At 63.5% G+C, this 19,514-nt stretch carries 18 protein-coding genes; 15 read left to right on the plus strand and 3 right to left on the minus strand.

From position 1 onward, the window contains the following. The first annotated feature begins 34 nt into the window (after positions 1-34). The 13 genes from ACWHYV_RS10350 (at position 35) to thiE (ending at position 13,114) form a co-directional block, all read left to right on the plus strand. Entirely contained in the window at positions 35-2,464 is a 2,430-nt protein-coding gene (locus ACWHYV_RS10350; protein ID WP_447980560.1) for an ATP-dependent Clp protease ATP-binding subunit, read from the plus strand. Positions 2,465-2,626: 162 nt separating this feature from the next. Beyond that, complete coding sequence (gene tsaD, locus ACWHYV_RS10355) at positions 2,627-3,715, plus strand: tRNA (adenosine(37)-N6)-threonylcarbamoyltransferase complex transferase subunit TsaD (RefSeq protein WP_447980561.1); 1,089 nt, start codon at positions 2,627-2,629, stop codon at positions 3,713-3,715. Next, on the plus strand, positions 3,645-5,423 hold the full coding sequence (gene hflX, locus ACWHYV_RS10360; RefSeq protein WP_447980562.1) for a GTPase HflX: 1,779 nt from the start codon (positions 3,645-3,647) through the stop codon (positions 5,421-5,423). The genes tsaD and hflX overlap by 71 nt, the downstream gene beginning before the upstream one ends. Before the next feature lie 2 nt (positions 5,424-5,425). Then, entirely contained in the window at positions 5,426-6,106 is a 681-nt protein-coding gene (gene nth, locus ACWHYV_RS10365; RefSeq protein WP_447980563.1) for an endonuclease III, read from the plus strand. Beyond that, positions 6,082-6,981 (plus strand): YicC/YloC family endoribonuclease, encoded by a 900-nt coding sequence (locus ACWHYV_RS10370; RefSeq protein ID WP_447980564.1) that lies wholly within the window; start codon positions 6,082-6,084, stop codon positions 6,979-6,981. The genes nth and ACWHYV_RS10370 overlap by 25 nt, the downstream gene beginning before the upstream one ends. Before the next feature lie 66 nt (positions 6,982-7,047). Further along, complete coding sequence (gmk, locus tag ACWHYV_RS10375) at positions 7,048-7,701, plus strand: guanylate kinase (protein ID WP_447980565.1); 654 nt, start codon at positions 7,048-7,050, stop codon at positions 7,699-7,701. A 15-nt stretch (positions 7,702-7,716) separates the two neighbouring features. Further along, complete coding sequence (gene rpoZ / locus ACWHYV_RS10380; protein ID WP_447980566.1) at positions 7,717-8,115, plus strand: DNA-directed RNA polymerase subunit omega; 399 nt, start codon at positions 7,717-7,719, stop codon at positions 8,113-8,115. Beyond that, the gene (gene coaBC, locus ACWHYV_RS10385; protein ID WP_447980567.1) at positions 8,115-9,350 is read left to right on the plus strand and encodes a bifunctional phosphopantothenoylcysteine decarboxylase/phosphopantothenate--cysteine ligase CoaBC; all 1,236 of its coding nucleotides are present in this window, start codon (positions 8,115-8,117) and stop codon (positions 9,348-9,350) included. The genes rpoZ and coaBC overlap by 1 nt, the downstream gene beginning before the upstream one ends. Positions 9,351-9,453: 103 nt before the next feature. Beyond that, positions 9,454-9,906 (plus strand): type II 3-dehydroquinate dehydratase, encoded by a 453-nt coding sequence (aroQ, locus tag ACWHYV_RS10390; protein ID WP_447980568.1) that lies wholly within the window; start codon positions 9,454-9,456, stop codon positions 9,904-9,906. Positions 9,907-9,941: 35 nt separating this feature from the next. Next, entirely contained in the window at positions 9,942-10,502 is a 561-nt protein-coding gene (gene efp / locus ACWHYV_RS10395) for an elongation factor P (protein WP_447980569.1), read from the plus strand. Then, on the plus strand, positions 10,499-11,062 hold the full coding sequence (accB, locus tag ACWHYV_RS10400) for an acetyl-CoA carboxylase biotin carboxyl carrier protein (RefSeq protein ID WP_447980570.1): 564 nt from the start codon (positions 10,499-10,501) through the stop codon (positions 11,060-11,062). Before efp ends, accB begins: the two co-directional genes overlap by 4 nt. A gap of 24 nt (positions 11,063-11,086) precedes the next feature. Beyond that, the gene (gene accC, locus ACWHYV_RS10405; RefSeq protein ID WP_447980571.1) at positions 11,087-12,445 is read left to right on the plus strand and encodes an acetyl-CoA carboxylase biotin carboxylase subunit; all 1,359 of its coding nucleotides are present in this window, start codon (positions 11,087-11,089) and stop codon (positions 12,443-12,445) included. A 9-nt stretch (positions 12,446-12,454) separates the two neighbouring features. Further along, positions 12,455-13,114 carry a thiamine phosphate synthase gene (gene thiE, locus ACWHYV_RS10410; protein ID WP_447980572.1) on the plus strand — a complete coding sequence of 220 codons (660 nt, stop codon included), beginning with the start codon at positions 12,455-12,457 and terminating at the stop codon, positions 13,112-13,114. On the opposite strand, the gene bioD is transcribed toward thiE, so the two are convergent. After that, positions 13,071-13,814 (minus strand): dethiobiotin synthase, encoded by a 744-nt coding sequence (bioD, locus tag ACWHYV_RS10415; RefSeq protein ID WP_447980573.1) that lies wholly within the window; start codon positions 13,812-13,814, stop codon positions 13,071-13,073. The two genes, thiE and bioD, sit on opposite strands and share 44 nt — an antisense overlap. 8 nt (positions 13,815-13,822) lie before the next feature. After that, entirely contained in the window at positions 13,823-14,545 is a 723-nt protein-coding gene (locus ACWHYV_RS10420; protein ID WP_447980574.1) for an SDR family NAD(P)-dependent oxidoreductase, read from the minus strand. Between the two features lie 145 nt (positions 14,546-14,690). Here ACWHYV_RS10420 and ACWHYV_RS10425 point away from each other — a divergent pair, with 145 nt between their 5' ends. Beyond that, the gene (locus ACWHYV_RS10425; RefSeq protein ID WP_447980575.1) at positions 14,691-15,503 is read left to right on the plus strand and encodes a TapB family protein; all 813 of its coding nucleotides are present in this window, start codon (positions 14,691-14,693) and stop codon (positions 15,501-15,503) included. Positions 15,504-15,553: 50 nt separating this feature from the next. On the opposite strand, the gene ACWHYV_RS10430 is transcribed toward ACWHYV_RS10425, so the two are convergent. Beyond that, positions 15,554-18,526, minus strand: coding sequence for a proline dehydrogenase family protein (locus ACWHYV_RS10430; protein WP_447980576.1), 2,973 nt, complete (start codon positions 18,524-18,526; stop codon positions 15,554-15,556). Positions 18,527-18,647: 121 nt separating this feature from the next. Between ACWHYV_RS10430 and ACWHYV_RS10435 the strand changes: the two genes are divergently transcribed. Continuing rightward, positions 18,648-19,478, plus strand: a complete 831-nt coding sequence (locus ACWHYV_RS10435; protein WP_447980577.1) for an acyl-CoA desaturase — start codon at positions 18,648-18,650, stop codon at positions 19,476-19,478. Positions 19,479-19,514: the final 36 nt, after the last annotated feature.

The following is a 19,514-nucleotide window of genomic DNA, read 5'->3' on the forward strand; positions in this document are numbered from 1 at the left end:
TTTCTCTCACCCGTGAATCCACAGAGGAGGCAGGATGTTCGAACGCTTCACGGATAAGGGCCGCAAGATCATCATCCTCGCGAGAGAAGAGGCAGAGCGCCACCAGAACGACTATCTGGGCACGGAACATCTGGTCTTGGCCATCCTCCGTGAAACGGACGGCATCGCCCTCATGATCATCAAGAAGATGGGGCTCTCCACCGAGCAGATCCGGCTCGAAATCGAGCGGAACCTGCCGAGCGGAGGGACCACCATGACCTTCGGAGAGATTCCATTCAGCCCCCGGGTGAAGAAGGTCATCGAATACGGAGTCGAGGAAGCCCGCCTGCTGGGGCACAACCACATCGGCGGCGAGCACCTGCTGCTGGGGTTGTTGCGCGAAGAAGAGGGGATCGGCGGCAAGATTCTCCGGAGCCTTGGGGCGAATCTGCTCACCGCGCGGCAACTTACCGTTACGTTCCTCCGAAAGTCCGCTCCTCGCGAACGGGACCGGAAGAGCAACACCCCGGCGCTCGATGAGTTCGGGCGCGATCTCACCCAACTGGCCCAAGAAGGTCAGCTCGATCCGGTCATCGGACGCGCCGACGAAATCGAACGTGTGCTCCAGATCCTGAGCCGACGGACCAAGAACAATCCCGTGCTCATTGGGGAATCCGGGGTCGGCAAAACCGCGATCGTCGAGGGACTTGCCCAGCGGATCGTGCAGTCCGAAGTGCCGGACAACCTGCTGTCCCGCCGGGTCATCGCCCTCGATCTCGGATCGTTGGTGGCCGGAACGAAGTATCGCGGCCAGTTCGAAGAGCGTCTCAAGGTGGTCATGAAGGAGATCGCTCAGGCGGGCAACATCATCATCTTCATCGATGAGCTGCACACGCTCGTCGGGGCCGGGGCGGCGGAAGGATCGATCGACGCGTCCAACATGCTGAAGCCTGCGCTCTCCCGCGGAGAAATTCAGTGCATCGGCGCCACGACATTGGATGAGTACCGGAAGCACATCGAAAAGGATGGAGCACTGAAGCGGCGCTTTCAGCCGATCTACGTCCAGCCGCCGAGCATCGACGAGACCGTCCGGATCATTCAGGGCTTGCGCGATCGCTATGAAGAGCATCATGGGGTGGAGATCACCGAAGAAGCGATCGTGGAAGCGGTCAAGCTCTCCGATCGCTACATCACGGACCGGTTCCTGCCGGACAAAGCTATCGATCTGATCGACGAGACCGGATCGCGCGCCAAGTTGCAAACCTATGCGCTCCCGAACGAGTTGAAGGCCTTGGAGCAGGAACTGAAGAAGGTCTCCCGCGAGAAAGAGGTCGCCATTTCGCTTCAGAACTTCGAGGAGGCGGTGAAGTATCGGGAAGAAGAAGAGCGGCTCAGGAAGCTCCTGGAAGAGTCGAAGCGGGAGTGGAAGAAGAATCAGGAGAAGAATCGCCCGGTCATCACGAAGGAAGACGTCGCCTATGTCGTTTCGAAGATGACGGGGATCCCGCTGTTCAAACTCGAGGAGGAGGAGTCGAACAAGCTCCTCAACATGGAGGAATTCCTCCACAAGCGGATCGTAGGGCAAGAGGAAGCGATTTCGGCGGTGTGCCGGGCGATTCGGCGGTCGCGTGCCGGGCTCAAGGATGCCAAGAAGCCGATCGGTTCGTTCATCTTCCTCGGGCCGACGGGCGTCGGGAAGACCGAGTTGGCGAGGGCGCTCGCCGAGTTTCTCTTCAATACGGAAGAAGCCCTCGTCCGGATCGACATGTCGGAGTATCAAGAGAAGTTTACGAGCTCGCGACTCTTCGGTGCACCGCCGGGCTACGTCGGATACGAGGAGGGCGGTCAGTTGACGGAGCGTGTCCGGAGGCGGCCGTATTCGGTCGTGCTCTTCGATGAGATCGAAAAGGCCCACCCGGACATCTTCAACGTCATGTTGCAGGTGCTGGATGACGGCGTCCTGACGGACAGCCTCGGCCGGAAAGTCGATTTCAAAAATACCGTCATCATCATGACCAGCAACCTTGGGACCAAGATGATCCAAAAGGGCGTCTCGCTCGGGTTCCACCGAGCCGAGCAGAGCGAACAGGATCGACGCATCAAGGACGACGTGTTGGCCGAGTTGCGCCGCTCGTTCAGTCCCGAGTTCTTGAATCGGATCGACGAAATCGTCGTCTTCCACCCGCTCGAGAAGCAGCATCTGATCAGTATCACCGATATCCTGATCAAGGAGCTGAACGCCCGGTTGCTGGAGCGGGGCGTCCAACTGGAGGTCGGCGACGACGTCAAGCAGTGGCTGATCCAGGAAGGGTACCAGCCGCTCTATGGCGCGAGGCCCATGCGGCGCACGATCCAGAAGAACATCGGCGATCCGTTGTCAGAAGAGCTGCTGCGAGGCCGATTCAAAGACGCACGGAAGATCAAGGTCGTGCTGCGAGACAACGCCCCGACGTTTGTGGAAGCGGAGGCGATGGCCGGGGTGTAAAGGCCGGCCGCACGCGTGGTGTTTACGAAAGAGGCCAGACCAGTTACTCCAACGAGATGACTTCCTGCAACGACCCTCGGGTGATCGCGCTCGAGGGTCGTTGTGCTTTTATTGCATCACCGAGTGTTCAATCGAACGGTCGCGGAACGGTCAACGCCTTCCATGTCGTCGTTTCCAGTCATTCTCGGCATCGAAACCTCCTGTGATGAGACCGCTGCGGCCGTGATCAACGGCGAGGGGAGGATCGTCTCCAGCGTCCTTTCATCGCAACATGACGTCCATCAGCCGTATGGCGGCGTCGTTCCCGAACTGGCTGCACGCCGTCACATCGAAACCATCGAGGCCATTGTGTCGGAGGCCATGAGGCGCGCCCCCGTCGGCTGGCCGGACCTCGACGGCGTTGCCGTGACTTCCGGTCCCGGCTTGGCGGGAGCGTTGCTTGTGGGGGTCAGTTTCGGAAAAGCGCTGGCCTACGCACGCGGCCTCCCGCTGCTTGCGGTCAATCATCTCGAGGGCCATATCGCATCGGCATGGCTCGAATCCCCGCATCTCCCGACGCCGTGCATCGTGCTGGTCGTGTCGGGCGGACATACCCACCTGTTCCTCATGGTCGACCAAGGTTCCCATCGATTGGTCGGGAGGACCCTGGACGACGCGGCAGGAGAAGCATTCGACAAGGCGGCAAAAATGCTCGGCCTGCCTTATCCCGGCGGACCTGCCATCGATCGCCTGGCCCGGTCCGGCGACCCGCGGGCCGTCGTGTTCCCTCGCGCCTATCTGAAAAGCGGGTCATTGGATTTCAGCTTTAGCGGACTGAAGACGGCCTTGCTCTACTACCTCCGCGACCTCGATCAGGCGGCGGTCCGGCCACGAGCCGAAGACATCGCGGCCGGTTTCCAGGAAGCGATCGTGGACGTGCTCGTGGAGAAGGCGTTCCAGGCTGTTGAGCGATTCAACACCCCGGCGCTTGCGGTTGTCGGCGGTGTCTCCGCCAATTCCCGCCTCCGCGCCGTGTTGACCGCGCGGGCCCAGCAGCTCGGCGTCCAGCTTGCCATCCCGCGTCCGGGGTACTGCACCGACAACGCGGCGATGATCGCGGCGGCCGGCCGCCAAGCGTATCTCGATGGGCGATTTGCGAGCTGGGAGCTCGAAGCGGAGCCGTCACTCGCCATGCCGTTCGGTGGGGAGTCGTCGCCGCAGCCGCGTGGCCGCCGACGGCGATCTCCAGCGGCCGCGGCCAGGAGGGGATAAGATTCCAACCGTTCACGGAAATATCCACGGGCTGAAAGCGAACCAACTCCTCCGGCTCCAGCACCTGTATCGCCGCCGGGTCCCGGCGGACAAAGTCATCACGCCGGAGCTCGCCCGCACCTGCACGGAACTCTCCCATGAGATCCGCTGCCAGATCGGGCTCATCATCAATCGGCGCGGCATGATCGAGCAGGTCATCGTCGGGACCGGACGCGAGCTCGTGCTCAACGATCTGTGGAAGTATCGGACCGGACCGAAGTCGTTGCGAGGCATTCGGCTCGTGCACACGCACCTGCACGATGAGCCGCTGACCCAGGATGACCTCACGGACCTCGCGCTCCTTCGCCTGGATCTCATCGCAGCGATCGGCGTCGGCGCCCAGGGACTTCCGGCGACCATCTACGTCGGCCATATCGTTCCCTCGAACCCCGCGGGCCGGCTGTACGACGTACTGGCGCCCACCGCCTTCCATGCGTTCCACCTCGATTGCGACCGATTCATCGAAGGGCTCGAGGACGAGCTGGCGCGGGAAGCGCAGAGCCACGAAGTCAGGACGGGGCAGACCACAGCGATCCTCGTCAGCGTGTCCACGAAAAGTCGCATGCTGCAGGAGGAGCGTATTGAAGAACTCGCGGATTTGGTCCATTCCGATGGTATGACGGTGCTCGAGACCGTGATGCAGCGGCCGAAGGTCATTCACCCGAAGTTTCTGCTGGGGAGCGGGAAGCTCAAGGAAGTGGTGATGAAGGCGCTGCAACGCGGAGCTGATCTTTTGATCTTCGATCAGGATCTGACGCCCGCACAGGTCCGCGCCATCGCCGAGATCACCGATTTGAAGGTCGTCGACCGCACCCAGGTCATCCTGGACATCTTTGCTCGCCGCGCACACAGCCGGGAGGGCAAGATCCAGGTGGAGCTGGCGCAGCTCCGGTACCTACTCCCGCGTCTCAGCACCTCCGGCCGCAACACCGCGCTGTCCCGTCTCGGCGGCGGGATCGGGGGGCGCGGTCCCGGCGAGACCAAGTTGGAGACCGATCGGCGGCGGGTGCGTGATCGAATCACACACCTTGAACGGGAGCTTGCCGCTTTCGCCCGCCACCGGGATCAACGCCGGGCTCGACGCTCCCGCCGGATGTTGCCGGTAGTCTCCATCGTCGGCTATACCAATGCGGGAAAGTCCACGTTGCTCAATGCGCTGACCGGCAGCGAGGTGCCGGCTCAGGATCGTCCGTTCGAAACCTTGGACACGGCGAGCCGACGGCTCCGGTTTCCGGAAGACCGTGACGTCATCATTACCGATACGGTCGGATTCATCCGAGATTTACCAAAGGATCTCCTTGGCGCGTTCCGCACGACGCTGGAAGAGCTGGAGGACGCCGATCTCCTGCTCCATGTGGCCGATGCGAGTTCTCGAGACCTCGAGGGGCAGATCCGCGCAGTGGAGTCGACCCTTTCCGAGTTGGGATTGGATCGTATCCCACGTCTCCTGGTCTTGAACAAGATGGACCGGCTCCAACCGGATGCCCTCGAGCTGCTGTGCCGCCGCTATCAAGCCATCGCGATTTCCGCGCTGCGACCGGACACGCTTCCGCCGCTCATCGAACAGCTCGGCCGCCTCCTCGATCGCGTCGCACGGCGGCCCGGCCCTCCGGGAGCCGAGTTGGACGTCTGCTCCCAATCGGCGTTGGGACTCGCCACCGGATCCTAACCATGGCAGTGAAGGCAAAAGGCCGGGGCGGCCTGCGGGTCGCCTCCGGCGTAAAGCAACGCGTCGCCCGGATCCTGGCGAAACTCGAGACCGCCATCCCACATCCCCGGGTCGAGTTGACGCACGAGTCTCCGTTACAGCTCTTGGTCGCCACGATCCTTTCCGCACAATGTACCGACGAACGCGTGAATCAAGTGACGCCCCGGCTGTTCAGCCGCTATCCACGCCCTCTCGATTATGCTCGGGCCGATCCGGCTGAGCTCGAGGCGATGATCCGGCCGACTGGGTTCTATCGGAGCAAGGCCAGGAGCTTGATCGCCCTCGGGCAGGCGCTGCATGAGCGGTTCGGGGACGCCGTGCCCAGGACGATGGATGAGTTGACCACGCTGCCAGGCGTGGGACGCAAGACCGCTAATGTCCTGCTGGGCGCCTGTTTCGGCGAGCCGGCCGTCGTCGTGGATACCCATGTCAAACGCGTGGCACAACGGCTGGCGTTGACGATGAGCGACGATCCCGACGTGATCGAGCAGGATCTCCAGCGCCTGCTTCCCCCTGATCAGTGGACGTCCGGTTCCCACCGCCTGCTGCTCCATGGCCGTTACACGTGTCTGGCGAGGAACCCGAAATGCGAGCGATGTCCGATCTACGAAGAGTGCCGATGGGAAGGAAAGCGACGGCGATGATCACCAGCATGACCGGGTACGGGAGAGCGGACGTGGCCTGGGCCGGCGGTCAGGTGACCGCAGAGCTCCGGTCCGTGAATCACCGGTTCTGTGAAATCGTGATCCGCGTGCCGCGCGCTATGTCGGCGTTGGAAGAGGAGCTGAAGCGAACGATCCAGCAGCGGTGCGCCCGTGGGCGCGTCGAGCTGAACGTGTCCCTTACGGGAGGGCGAGAGGCCGGCAAGAGTCTGAGTCTTGACCATGTCCTGGCAAGGCAGTACCATAGCCTGCTTCGCGATTTGAAGAAGCGGTTGCGCCTGAGTGGCGCCATCGATGTCTCCCTGCTGGCGGGCTTCCGGGACATCGTGACGGTCAGTGATCGTCCGATCGATGACGCGTCGTTGGCGCAGGCGATGCGGCGGGCGACCGTGGATGCGCTCTCGGCTCTTGAGGAGATGCGCCGCCGGGAAGGGGCGGTGCTGGCGCGGGATATCGCGGCTCGCGTGCAAACGATTCATCGTGAAGTCGATGCGGTCAGCCGCCGGGCGCCCTTCGTGGCGCAGGAGCATTTCGATCGCATGAAAGCGCGCGTCGAGAAGCTGGTGGGATCCGCTGAGCTCGACAGCGTCCGGCTGAACCAGGAGCTCGCGTTGTATGCCGATCGATGCGATGTCACGGAAGAGTTGACCCGCCTGGGGTCACACCTCTCGCAATTCGAGGCAGCGATGAAGAGCGATGAGCCGGTCGGTCGCACCCTGGATTTTCTTTTGCAAGAGATCGGCCGGGAGGTGAATACGATCGGGTCGAAGGCGAGCGATGCTGACATAGCGGGTCATGTGGTCAAGCTCAAGAGCGAGTTGGAGAAGGTCCGAGAGCAGGTCCAGAACATCGAATGAGCGATGCGCTCGGGCCGCCAGCAACTCCGGGCTGATCCGGAAGTGGTGAGCGGCTTCACAAAGCCTATGGAACGTCGCGGCCTCCTATTCGTCGTGTCGGCGCCGTCCGGAGCGGGAAAGACGACGCTCTGCAAGGAGCTGGTGTCGATCGTGCCCGGTCTCCGCCACTCCGTCTCCTACACCACCCGCAAGCCGCGTCCCGGTGAGGTGCATGGCCGGGAGTATTTTTTCGTCGAGGAGCACCAGTTTCAAGAGATGGTCGACCGGAACGAGTTTGCCGAGTGGGCGCCGGTATACGGGCATCTGTACGGTACGCCACGGGCCGCGCTGATCGAGATGATGGACAAAGGGATCGATGTGCTGCTGGAGATCGACTCGCAAGGGGCGATCCAGATCAAGAAGAAGTTCGACGACGCCGTGTACATCTATATCATGCCGCCGTCGATCGAGGCGCTCCGGATGCGGCTGCAGCAGCGGGGTGGGGACTCGCAGGAGGAGATCAACCGCCGGCTGCAGAAGGCGCGCGAAGAGCTGTGGAGCTACCGAGAGTATTACTATATCGTCAAGAACGACGACATGAAGCAAGCCATCAAGGAATTGGAAGCCATCGTTCTGGCCGAGCGCATCAAGACCAAGCGTTTGGACCTCCACTGGTTGGAGGAGAATTTCATCCGAGACAAGGAGCACCACAGCAAGGTCACCGACAGTCCATCGCCGTGAACCGAGAGGAACCCTATGATCGACATGCTTTCGTTGTTGCCGGAGAACACGCAACGCCCGTTTGATTCCCGTCACCGGCTGGTGATCGCGGCTTCGCAGCGCGCGAAGCAGCTCATGCAAGGCGCGAGGCCTATCGTGCCCTCGCGATTCACGAAGGAGACGACGACGGCGATCGAAGAGGTTCTGCAAGGCCGGGTGGAGTTCCTCGTCGGCAAAGAGGCGCGCCAGGCGATGAAGGAGGCCAAGCGCGTCCGGGAAAGCGAGTTGGAGCGCATGGCCTTGGCGCCGAGCCCGGCGACGCTGGGCGAAGACGCGCGTGAGATCAAGAAAGAGTTGAGCGTCTACGTCGACGACTCGCCCAAGGCGCAGGAGCCCGAGCCCGAAGGAGAGGCGGAAGCCGAGCCCGAGGAGTAATGTCAGCGTCGCCCTTGCGGTTTTCCGGTCGGCGGATTCTTTTGGGCGTCAGCGGCAGCATCGCGGTCTATAAGGCCGTCGGCTTGCTGCGGACGCTCGTACAGGAAGGCGCCGATGTCTCGGTCGTCATGACCGAAGCGGCCACCCGGTTCGTCACCCCGCTGACCTTCGAAGTCCTCTCCCGCCGCCCCGTCGCTTCGAACCTGTTCGCGACGCACGAGGAGATGCTGCATCTGACCCTTCCGGAACAGGCGGATGCACTCGTCGTCGCGCCCGCCACCGCCAACCAACTGGCCAAATACGCCGGCGGCCTCGCCGACGACTTGTTGAGCACTATGCTGCTGACGGCGGGCTGTCCGGTCATTCTTGCGCCTGCGATGGATGGAGGAATGTGGGAGCATCCGGCGGTCCGCCTGAACGTGGAGACCCTGCGACGCCGAGGCGTCGTCGTGCTGGAACCCGACGAAGGCGCGTTGGCGTCGGGCCGAGTCGGCAAGGGCCGTTTGACGGCAGATTCGCAGATTCTCGATGCGCTGGACGCCGCGTTGCTGCCGCGACGGGATTGGCGGGGCCAGCGTGTGCTCGTATCGGCGGGCCCCACCCAGGAAGCGATCGACGCGGTGCGTTACATTTCCAATCGGTCCTCGGGCAAGATGGGATATGCCGTCGTCGAAGCGGCCCGCGATCGGGGTGCAGACGTCGTCGTCGTCAGCGGCCCGACCAGTGTCCCGCCGCCCGCCGGGGTCGAGGTCGTGTGGGTGCAGACCGCCGAGGAGATGTCGAAGGCGTTGCTATCGCGACTGCCCTGGTCCACGGTCGTCATCATGGCGGCGGCGGTGGCCGATTTCCGCGTCAAGCATCCGGCGACGGCGAAAATCAAAAAGGGCGACGGAGCATGGCAGCGCCTGGAGTTGGAGCCGACGGAGGACATCCTCAGCACGCTGGCGCAACAGCGGACCACGCAGCGCATCGTCGGATTCGCCGCAGAGACCGAGTCGGTGCGCGAGCACGCCGCCGAGAAACTCCGACGGAAACACCTCGATCTCATCGTCGGCAACAATGTGGCCGAGCCCGGCTCGGGGTTCGGTTCCGAGACGTCGGGAGCGGTGCTGATCGATCGGGAGGGACGGGTGACCGAGGTGCCGGTCGTCTCCAAACGGTCGCTCGCCGACCGCATCCTCGACGCGGTCGCGCTGTTGGGGCTACCCTCCGTGCCTCCCGCTGCGCCGCGGTGATCGGCTTCAGCTTTGCCTGCGGATTGGTTTGACCCTCTCACGCCGGCCCTGCTAGAATGATCGCCATTTTACGAACCGCACGTGTCTCACGTATCTCCTGTGCATGGTTAGCATCCTCGTCCTACATGGCCCCAATCTGAATCTCTTGGGATCGAGAGAGCAGGCGATTTACGGAGCGACCTCCTTGAAGGCGATCGATGCGGCGATCGAGGCGCTCGCCCGAGAGCTCAAGGTCCGCGTGGAGATCCGGCAATCGAACCTCGAAGGTGAACTGGTGACCTGGATTCAGGAGGCCCGCGACCGCTTCGATGCGATCGTCATCAATCCCGCCGGGTATACGCACACGAGCGTGGCGATTCGCGATGCGATCGCCGCCGTGCAGCTTCCCACCATCGAAGTGCATCTCAGCAACATCTACAAGCGCGAGGCGTTTCGACATCGCTCCTACATCGCTCCCGTGGCACTCGGTCAGATCTCGGGCTTGGGGTCGGCCAGCTACCTGCTCGGGCTTCGGGCGGCCGTGAACCATCTCCAGGCGGCCGGCGGTACGACGTAAGGACTTGACGAAGCTTCCGCAGAGGGAGGACCGTTGTGATTTCGACCGCAGAGTTTCGAAACGGAGCACGGCTGCTGCTCGACGGTGAGCCGTTCTATATCGTGGAGTTTCAGCACGTGAAGCCCGGCAAGGGCGGCGCGTTCGTCCGGACCAAATTGAAGAGCTACAAGACCGGAAGCGTGCAGGACAAGACGTTTCGGTCCGGGGAAAAATTTGAGGAGCCCAACCTGGAGGAACGCGAGATGCAGTTCCTCTATGCGACCGGCGACGCGTACACGTTCATGGATACCGAGACGTTCGAGCAGTTCACGTACGATAAGAAGCGGCTCGGTGAAAATGCCGATCTCTTGAAGGAAAATACCGTCGCGAAGATTCTCATCTACGAGCACCAACCGCTGGCCGTCGAATTGCCGATCTTCATCGAGCTGAAGGTCGTGGATGCCGAGCCCGGCGTTCGTGGAGATACGGCGTCGGGCGGCACCAAGCCGGCCGTGGTCGAAACCGGGGCGGTCATCAAGGTTCCGCTTTACCTGGAGGTCGGCGAAGTCATCAAGATCGACACGCGAAGCCGTCAATACGTGGAGCGGGTCCGGTGAGCAAGGCCAGGGGAGGCGCCGGGAGGACGGGCCGCGGTCGAGCGGTGAAATCCGCGAAGCGGCGCACCGGCGGCGTCCCCGCCGCCTCCGATCAGGTCGGCGGGTCCGGCCAAGCCATCCAGGCCTTTATCGATCTTCTCAAGCAACACAATCTGGCGGAGCTGGAATTCGAGCGTGAAGGGTTCCGCATTCGCCTGAAGCGGGAGCTCGGTCCGAGCTCGGCTCCGTTGGTACGCCCCGAGCCTGCTTCGCAAAGCGCCCAGGCGCAGCCGGAGAGCCAGGCGTTCGCCGCTCCCGAGCACGCGGCCGGCCTCGTCACCATCACCTCTCCGATCGTCGGGACCTTTTACCGGTCACCTTCTCCGGATGCCGACCCGTACGTCGAAGAAGGCGATGTCGTCAAGAAGGGGCAGGTGCTGTGCATCGTCGAGGCGATGAAGCTGATGAACGAAATCGAGTCCGAAGTCGACGGCCGCGTCGTGAAGGTTCTGGCCGAGAGCACCAAACCCGTGGAATATGGGCAGCCGCTGTTTTTGATCGATCCCTCGCAGACCGCATGACTCCCGCATCCTTAGGTGACGGCGGTGTTTAAGAAGGTCCTCATCGCCAATCGCGGCGAGATCGCCGTGCGCGTCATCCGAGCCTGCAAGGAGCTCGGGATTCAGACCGTCGCCATTCATTCAGACGTAGACGCCCAGTCCCTTCATGTCCGACTCGCCGATGAGCACGTCTGTGTGGGACCGGCCGAGGACGGGCTGAGCTATCGCAACATCCCCAACGTGCTGAGCGCCGCCGAAATCACCGGCGCTGAAGCGATTCATCCGGGATACGGGTTCCTCTCCGAGAACGCGCACTTCGCCGAAGTGTGTGAATCGATCGGGTTGAAGTTCATCGGACCGACGTCGGAGAACATCGCCGCGTTGGGCGACAAGGCCCGCGCCCGGGAGATCATGATGCGGCGAAACATCCCGGTGCTACCGGGAAGCCCGGGCGAGCTCCGGAGCGAAGCAGAGGCGCTGGAGGCGGCCCGTAAGATCGGGTTTCCCGTCATCATCAAAGCGACGGCCGGCGGCGGCGGGCGTGGGATGCGCGTCGTCAACAAGGAAGACGAGCTCGTGCGAGCCTTTCAGGCCGCCCAGACGGAAGCCAAGTCGACGTTCGGCAACGAAGCGGTCTACTTGGAGCGATATTTCATCGAGCCGCGGCATATCGAAGTCCAAGTCTTGGCCGATGAGCGCGGACGAGCGGTCTATCTCGGCGAACGCGACTGTTCGATCCAGCGACGGTACCAAAAGTTGGTGGAGGAGACCCCGTCCCCTGCGGTGGACGAGCGGCTGCGGCGGGAAATGGGGCGTGTCGCCGTCGAAGCGATCAAAGCCGTACAGTATCGAAACGCGGGCACCGTCGAGTTTCTGCTGGACAAAGATCAGAACTTCTATTTCATGGAAGTCAACGCCCGGATCCAAGTCGAACACCCGGTCACCGAGATGGTTACGGGAATCGATCTCATCAAGGAGCAGATCCGAATCGCGGCCGGGTTGCCGCTGCCGTTCCGGCAGCAGGACATCCGGCTGACCGGCCACAGCTTCGAGTGCCGCATCAACGCGGAAGACCCCGAACGGTTCACGCCGTGTCCCGGGCTCATCACGCGCTACCGGCCGCCGGGCGGGATCGGCGTCCGGGTCGATTCGGCGATGGAGTCGAACAGCACGGTGGTCCCGTACTACGATTCGATGATCGCCAAGCTGATCACGCATGGGCAAAATCGCGAAGAAGCCATGGCGCGGATGAGACGCGCGCTCGACGAGTTCGTGATCGAAGGCATCAAGACCACCCTCCCCCTGCACCGGCGGATCTTCACCGACGCCGAATTTACGAAGGGCCGCGTGTCGACGACGTTCCTCGACCGGTTCCTTGCGAACCATCCTCCTGCAGACAAATAGTCTCCTGCCGTGTCCGGCCTCCCACCAAACGCCTTGCACGGGCTGTACGTGATCCTCGACGCCGGCGCCCTGCAGGGGCGCTCGCTCGTGGAGTCGCTGGAGCGGGCGGCCGAAGGCGGCGCGCAGGTGTTCCAATATCGCGACAAACAGGCGTCGGGAAGGGAACTCTATCGCCGGGCTGAGGCGCTTCGGCGCGCGGCATCCGATGCCGGCTGCCTCTTGATCATCAACGACCGGTGTGACGTCGCGCTCGCCGTCGAGGCCGACGGGGTGCATCTCGGGCAGGGGGATCTCCCGTTGGCGCATGCAAGAACCATCATGCCGCCCGGCACGCTCATCGGCCTTTCCACGCACGACGACCACCAAGTCCGTGAAGCGGCTGCCGGGGGAGCGGATTACATCGCGTTCGGACCGATCTTCCCAACGGCGACCAAGCCCGATCACGAGCCGGTCGTGGGGATCGAGGGGCTGCGGCGAGTGCGATCGTTGACCTCATTGCCGCTGGTCGCGATCGGCGGCGTCACGCTCGATCGAGTTCCACTCATCATCGATGCCGGCGCCGATGGTCTGGCCGTCGTCTCAGCGGTGTGGCAGGCGCCGGATCCCGGCTGGCAGGTGCGGGCGTTTATCCAACGGCTTCGAGCAGGGCGTGGGCCAGGGCTCGAATAGCCGGCTGGGTCGCCGTCACGGCCACTCCTTCCGTCCAGTTCTCATCGACGAGGGGCAGGTGGGGAAGGGGGCCGAAGACGGGCACGGTGCAGTGTTCTTGGATCAGGCGGACCGTCGAGTCCCGCTGGATCTCGGTGTAGGGGTCCGTCCCCGGACGCCGAGCACTGTTCAGGAAGAGCCCCGCGGTCGCCGCTTCCCCCCGCTCCAACGTTTCAACCGTCATCAGCGCGTGATTGACGCCCCCGAGCTCGCATCGGCCGACCACCACGACGGGGAACGACAGCCGAACGATCAAATCTCGGACGGTCGCCTTCTCCGCGAGAGGGACGAGGACCCCGCCCACGCCTTCGACGAGCACCACGTCGCAGCGGGAACCGGCGAGCGCGATGTGCTCCAGAACCACCTCCAGGTCGATGTGGCCGCCCGCCGCTCGGGCCGCGGCCAGCGGCGCGAGCGGGAGTGGAAATCGATAGGGGGCACGGAGGTCCGGGGCGCAAGACACCGTGGAGGCCCGCCGCAGCCGTTCGGCATCGCTTTCATCCGTGCCGTCGGGCAGGTACCCGGTCTCGATCGGCTTCATCGCCACGACACGAAGGCCGTGCGTGCGGAGCGCGACAGCCAAGGCCGCCGTGACGAGCGTCTTTCCGACAGCGGTGTCCGTACCGGCGATGAACCAGCCTTTCGGTCGAGATGGACGCATGTCGTCGCTCAGATGATCCGGCTGTCGAGGTTCCAGACCTGCCCCGACACGTCACGGCAGGTCGCGAGGTGGTAGGCGGTGCGCGCAACTTCAGCGCGTGCCGGCGTTCGATGGAGGACGTGGTCGGTCAACTCCCCATCGGCCGGAACGGCTCCTTCGCTCAAGCGCGTGGAATGCCATCCGGGGAAGATCATGTTCACCCGGACGTTCCGTTCTCCCCATTCGCTGGCGGCCGATTTCATCAATCCGAGGAGCCCGGCCTTCGACGCCGCATACGCGGCCTGTCCCGTTCCGCCTCGGGACGCCGCATAGGAACCGACGAGCACGATCGAACCACCCCCGGCCTCCAGCATGCAGCGGCCGCAGGCTTTCAGTGTATGGAAGACGCCCGTGAGGTTCGTGTCGACCACGGAGGCCCATTCTTCGAACGAGAGACGAAGGAGGAGGCGGCTCGATCCTCGTCCTACGCAGGAGATCAGCACGTCGAGACGAGACCAGTCCCTGAGGCACCGCGCGACCATCTCGCCCACTTCCGCCGCATCCCGCACATCGGCCCGATAGAGGGTCGCGTGTCCGCCCGAGGATCGAACGAGATCGGCCGTTCGCTGCGCTTCATGGGGATGGTCTCGGTAGTGCACGCCGACGCGCCAGCCGCGACCGCCGAATTCGGCGGCGATGGCCCGCCCGAGGCCGCCTGAGGCACCGGTGACCAGCACCGTTCGGTCTTCCATGGCTGGAGCTGTCACGATGGCGCCCGTCGCGGCATGGGTCGAATTGGGCGCGTATTATCGGGGATCGGCGGCGGCAAAGGCAACGGTCGCTCTTGCTGGGCCAAAAGACGTTGTGTTACGGTGCCAGGGTGGAACGGGAGGGAGTATGAGGGTTGATCGGACAGCCGGGAGACTCGGTCCCGCCCTCTGGGCCGGGGCCGTTTTTGCCGTCCTCATCGCTCAGGGGCCGCCGTCGTTTTCCTCGGATACGGGGGGCGTCGAGCGAGTCGCCAATGCCGAGGACTACTTCCCTGATGCCATCGGGCTGCGATGGCGCTACCGGGGCGAGGTGGTGGAGGGCCCGTTACAGACGATTGCGACCAAGGGGTTCATCAATATCTCGACGGTCAAAGGGACCGACAAGGTCAAGGGGGTTGCGGTCAAGGTCTTCCACGACACGAACCCGGGCAACCACGGCCCATCCGACAGCTATTATCGCCGCGATCCGGCTGGTATCGTCTATTATGGGTCCGAGCCCGGGACCGCCATCGAGAAGCAGTTGATTCCTTACCAGATCGTCCGCTTTCCCATCGACATCCCGTCTTCCTTCCAGCAGTTCGATCGAAAGGGCTTGGATTTCGGGAACGATCTCGACGGCGACGAGGTGAACGAACAAGCCGACATGCATGCGGTCGTCACCGTGCTGGGCAAGGAAGCCGTGACCGTCCCGGCAGGCACCTATCCCGACGCCATTCGGATCGAAGCGCGGATGACGATGCGGATCACGCTGTCGGGGACCCAGCGGTCGGCGATCGGCTCGGACACGATGACGGCCTGGTTTGCGAAGGGCGTCGGGCTGGTCAAATACGTCGAGCGCCAGGAATTGCCGCCGCTCAAGAGTGATCGGGGCATGGTCACGGAGATCACCGAAGAACTGGAGTCCATGAGCATGAGCCCGCAGGCGAGCCGGGAGCAGTAAGAGACGGATGCGCGCGGCGATTGCGCCCCACCTGTTCTACGCGGTCGCGCTCAAAACTCAGATGGTGCAAACCCCCGCCGCAGCGTGTTTTCACTCACCACGCGCGTGATCATGAACTGCCCGAGGTAGTCCTCGCCGCCCGCCTTTGCACCGATCCCGGACAAGCGGTGACCGCCGAACGGTTGGCGTGCGACGAGGGCGCCGGTGATCGGCCGATTGATGTAGAGATTGCCGACGTCGAAGCTCCGCCGCGCACGCGCGATGTTGGCCGGGCTGCGCGAGTAGACGCCGCCGGTGAGGGCGTAGCAGGACTCGTTCGCCAACGCGAGGGCGTCATCGAAGTCGCGGGCGCGCATGACCGCCAGGACCGGCCCGAAAATCTCCTCCTGCGCCAGCCGATGGTGGGCGCGGATCTCGCTGAACACCGCCGGACCGACAAAATACCCCGGGCCGCTTACGTCGCGGGCAACAATCACCCGTCCCTCCTGTTTCCCGATCTCGATGTACTCACGGACTTTGGCGCGCGCGCGCGCGTCGATCATCGGCCCGATCACGGTCCCGGGATCTTCCGGCGGGCCGATCTTGAGGCTCATCACTGCTTCGGCGAGCCGCTTGAGGAACAGCTCATAGACCGAGTCGTGGACGATCGCGCGCGAGCACGCCGAGCATTTTTGCCCCTGATAGCCGGTAAACGACTTGATCACCCCTACGACGGCCTCATCGAGGTCGGCCGTATCGTCGATGATGATCGCGTTCTTGCCCCCCATTTCGGCGATGACGCGCTTGATGTTCCGTTGTCCTTCGGCGGCTCGGACGCTCTCACGCAAAATCCCGAGTCCGACGTCTTTTGAACCGGTAAATGCGACCAGATCGACCTCGGCATGACCGGTCAGAAGCCGCCCGACGGCCGGGCCGCCCGGCAGAACTTGAAGCACGCCGGAGGGGAGGCCCGCCTCCTTGAACAGGCGGCTGAGTAGGAGACCGACCAGGATGGCCCGTTCCGAGGGCTTGAACACCACCGCATTGCCGGTCACCAGGGAGGCCGACACCATCCCCATTGGAATGGCCAAGGGAAAGTTCCACGGCGCGATCACCGCCGCGACGCCGCGCGGTTCGTACAACAGCTCATTGAGCTCGCCTGGCTCATGTCCCAGCCGGCGAGGCTCGCCGAGACGGCGCATCTCACGGGCATAGAACTCCAAAAAGTCTATGGCTTCGGCCACGTCGGCGTCGGCTTCACGCCATGGTTTGCCCGTTTCGAAGACTTCCCAGGCAGCGAGCTCGAATCGCTGGCGACGGGCGATCTCCGCCGTGCGCTGGAGAATCGCCGCTCGCTCCCCCGGGGGCTGTTCCCGCCAGGCTCGCCATGCCTCGCGGGCTCGTTGCACCGCGTCCTCGGTATCCTTGGGGGAGCAGGTGGCGACGACGCCGATGATCTCGCTGGGGCGACCGGGATTGACGATCGTCAGCTCCTCGCCCGATGCGGGGACGCTGCCGGTCGGTGGCACGTGACGACGGCCGAATTGACGACGGACGTGGGCAAGCGCGTCCTGCATGGCGCGACGGGCCGATGATTTCGAAAAATCGGTGTGCGGCTCATTGCGAAAGCGGTCCTCGCGCGGCGGCGTCGCCGGCAAGCGCGGCTTGGGCGCTTCGTGGGGTGGGCTCAACAGGCGGTTGAGCGGCTCGTTCTCGGAGTACTCCTTGCGCAGGAACGACTCGTTCGAGGTGTTCTCGAGGAGACGGCGCACGAGATACGCCATGCCCGGGATCAACTCACCGACGGGTGTATACAGTCGGAGACGCCGCCCGGATGCCGCGACCGCCATCTGGAGCGGCTCCGCCATCCCAAAGATCATTTGGTATTCGTACGCCCCGGACGGAACCCCCAAGTGTTTCGCGGTCGCCTCGGCGTAGGCGAGGCTCCTCAGATTGTGGGTGCCGATCGCCGGCCTGATCTCGTGGACGTGATCGAACAGCCGGCGCGTCAGACGCTCGTAGTTGGCATCGGTTTCGGCCTTCGATTCGAACACGGGGACCGGCCAGCCCCGCTGCTGGTAACGGATTGTCTCCGAGTCCCAATAGGCCCCTTTGACGAGGCGAATGCTGATCGGCACGCCGCGCTCGTGCGTCCAGGCCAGCAACCGCTCGAGGTCGGCCGCGCTGTCTTTCAAATACGCCTGGAGCGCAATGCCGGCATACGGGTAGGTTCGGTAGGCCTCTTCCGAGAGCAGCCGCATGAAAATCTCGAGGATCAGATCCTTGAGCTCGGCCTGCTCCATGTCGAAGGTGACGGAGGCCGGAATGCGTTGCGCGAGATCCAGCAAGGGGCGGAGGCGCGTCGCCGTGGCGTGATAGGAGCCCTCGGGATCGATGGCGTCGAGCTGCGAATACAGGGCGGACAACTTCACCGAGAGATTGATCCGCGGCACGGTGCCAAGGTGGTCCTGCTCAAGCAGGGGATTCGAGGGCCAGGTCGGAGCCGTCTTCGCCAGGGTTTCGAGGGCGTGGAGGCAACGGTCACGATACTGGTCCGCTTCGACCTCCGACACGCAAGCCTCGCCGAGCAGATCGATCGAGAAGGCTCGGCCCTCCTTCCAGAGGCTGCTCAAGACCCCTTCGGCCCGCTCGACGGTGGCGCCGGCGATGAAGATGGTCGCCATCTGGAGGATGCGTTGGCGCAGCGATTTGGCGCTGAGCCGCGCCCCGAGCTTGGTCGCCGACATCGCCCGCATGCCCCACTGCAACGGAGCCCCGAGCGATCGAAGGTCGCCGAAGTATTCCTCGACGAGGCGGGCAACCTGGGCGTCGTCCCGAAGGGAGGGCAGGACGTCGATGAAACGGAAGAGGCGCACCTTGAAGGCCTCGTCCTTCATCGCCCAATCCAGCAGCGTCTTGGACCACCACCGGCGTTCGAACAGGGTCGGTGACAGCCCGGCCGAGCGTTCGGCGAGGTCCCGCCCGATGCGCATGATGTCCGACTCGAGCGTCTGGATGTCGAGCTGATTCAGGTCGTTCGACAAAGGTCCCCTCTTGGGCTACACTGTGTCAGATTCTGCTTGACAAGGTACCCTCTAGATCGCCTACCATGTTGCCGCTTTTTGGGTTCCCGGCGCCTCGAAGAGCCCTGAGACGGAGGAAAGAGTGACCACAACGAGCGTGAAACCCGATTACCTCACCATTGTACTCTTTTTTACGATCACCTTGGCGACGCTGGTTGGCCTGCCCCTCTTCGGCTACTTCCACGGGTTCGAAACGGTGGATTGGGTGATGTTCGCCGTGCTCTATGTCGTGACCGGGCTTGGCATCACGGTCGGGTATCACCGGTTGATCGCGCATCGCAGCTTCGAGTGCCGGGCGTGGGTGAAGGCGTGTCTGCTCGTCGCGGGCGGTTGGGCGCTTGAAAACTCCGCGCTTCGATGGTGTGCCGACCATATCCGTCACCACGCGCGGTGCGACCAGCCCGAGGATCCGTACAACGCCAAGAGAGGCTTCTGGTACAGCCATTGCGGCTGGTTGTTCGTCAAGACCGCGCATCGAGAAGAGAAGTACGAGATCCGTTTGCGCAAAGATCCCCTGATCATGTGGCAGCACCGCTACTATGTCCCGATCGTCCTCTCCGGTCTGGCGTTGCCGTTCGTCGTCGGCCTCATCCACGGCGGCTGGATGGGCGGGCTGAGCTGCTTTCTGCTCGCCGGGGTCGGCCGGACGTTCTTTGTGCTCAACTCGACGTTCTGCATCAATTCGATCTGCCACCTCTGGGGCTCTCAACCGCACGGGACCGGCGACAGCAGCCGCGATAGCTGGTGGATCTCGTTGATCACGTTCGGCGAGGGCTATCACAACTATCACCACATGTATCTGCGCGATTACCGCAACGGCCCCGAGTGGTACCACTTCGACCCCTCCAAATGGCTCATTTTCACGCTGGCGAAGCTCCGACTGGCCTACAACCTTCAACGGCATCAGGCCTAACGCCCTCCACATCCCCGTCGAGCACGCGGATCGTAC

The organism is Candidatus Nitrospira bockiana (genome assembly GCF_965152565.1).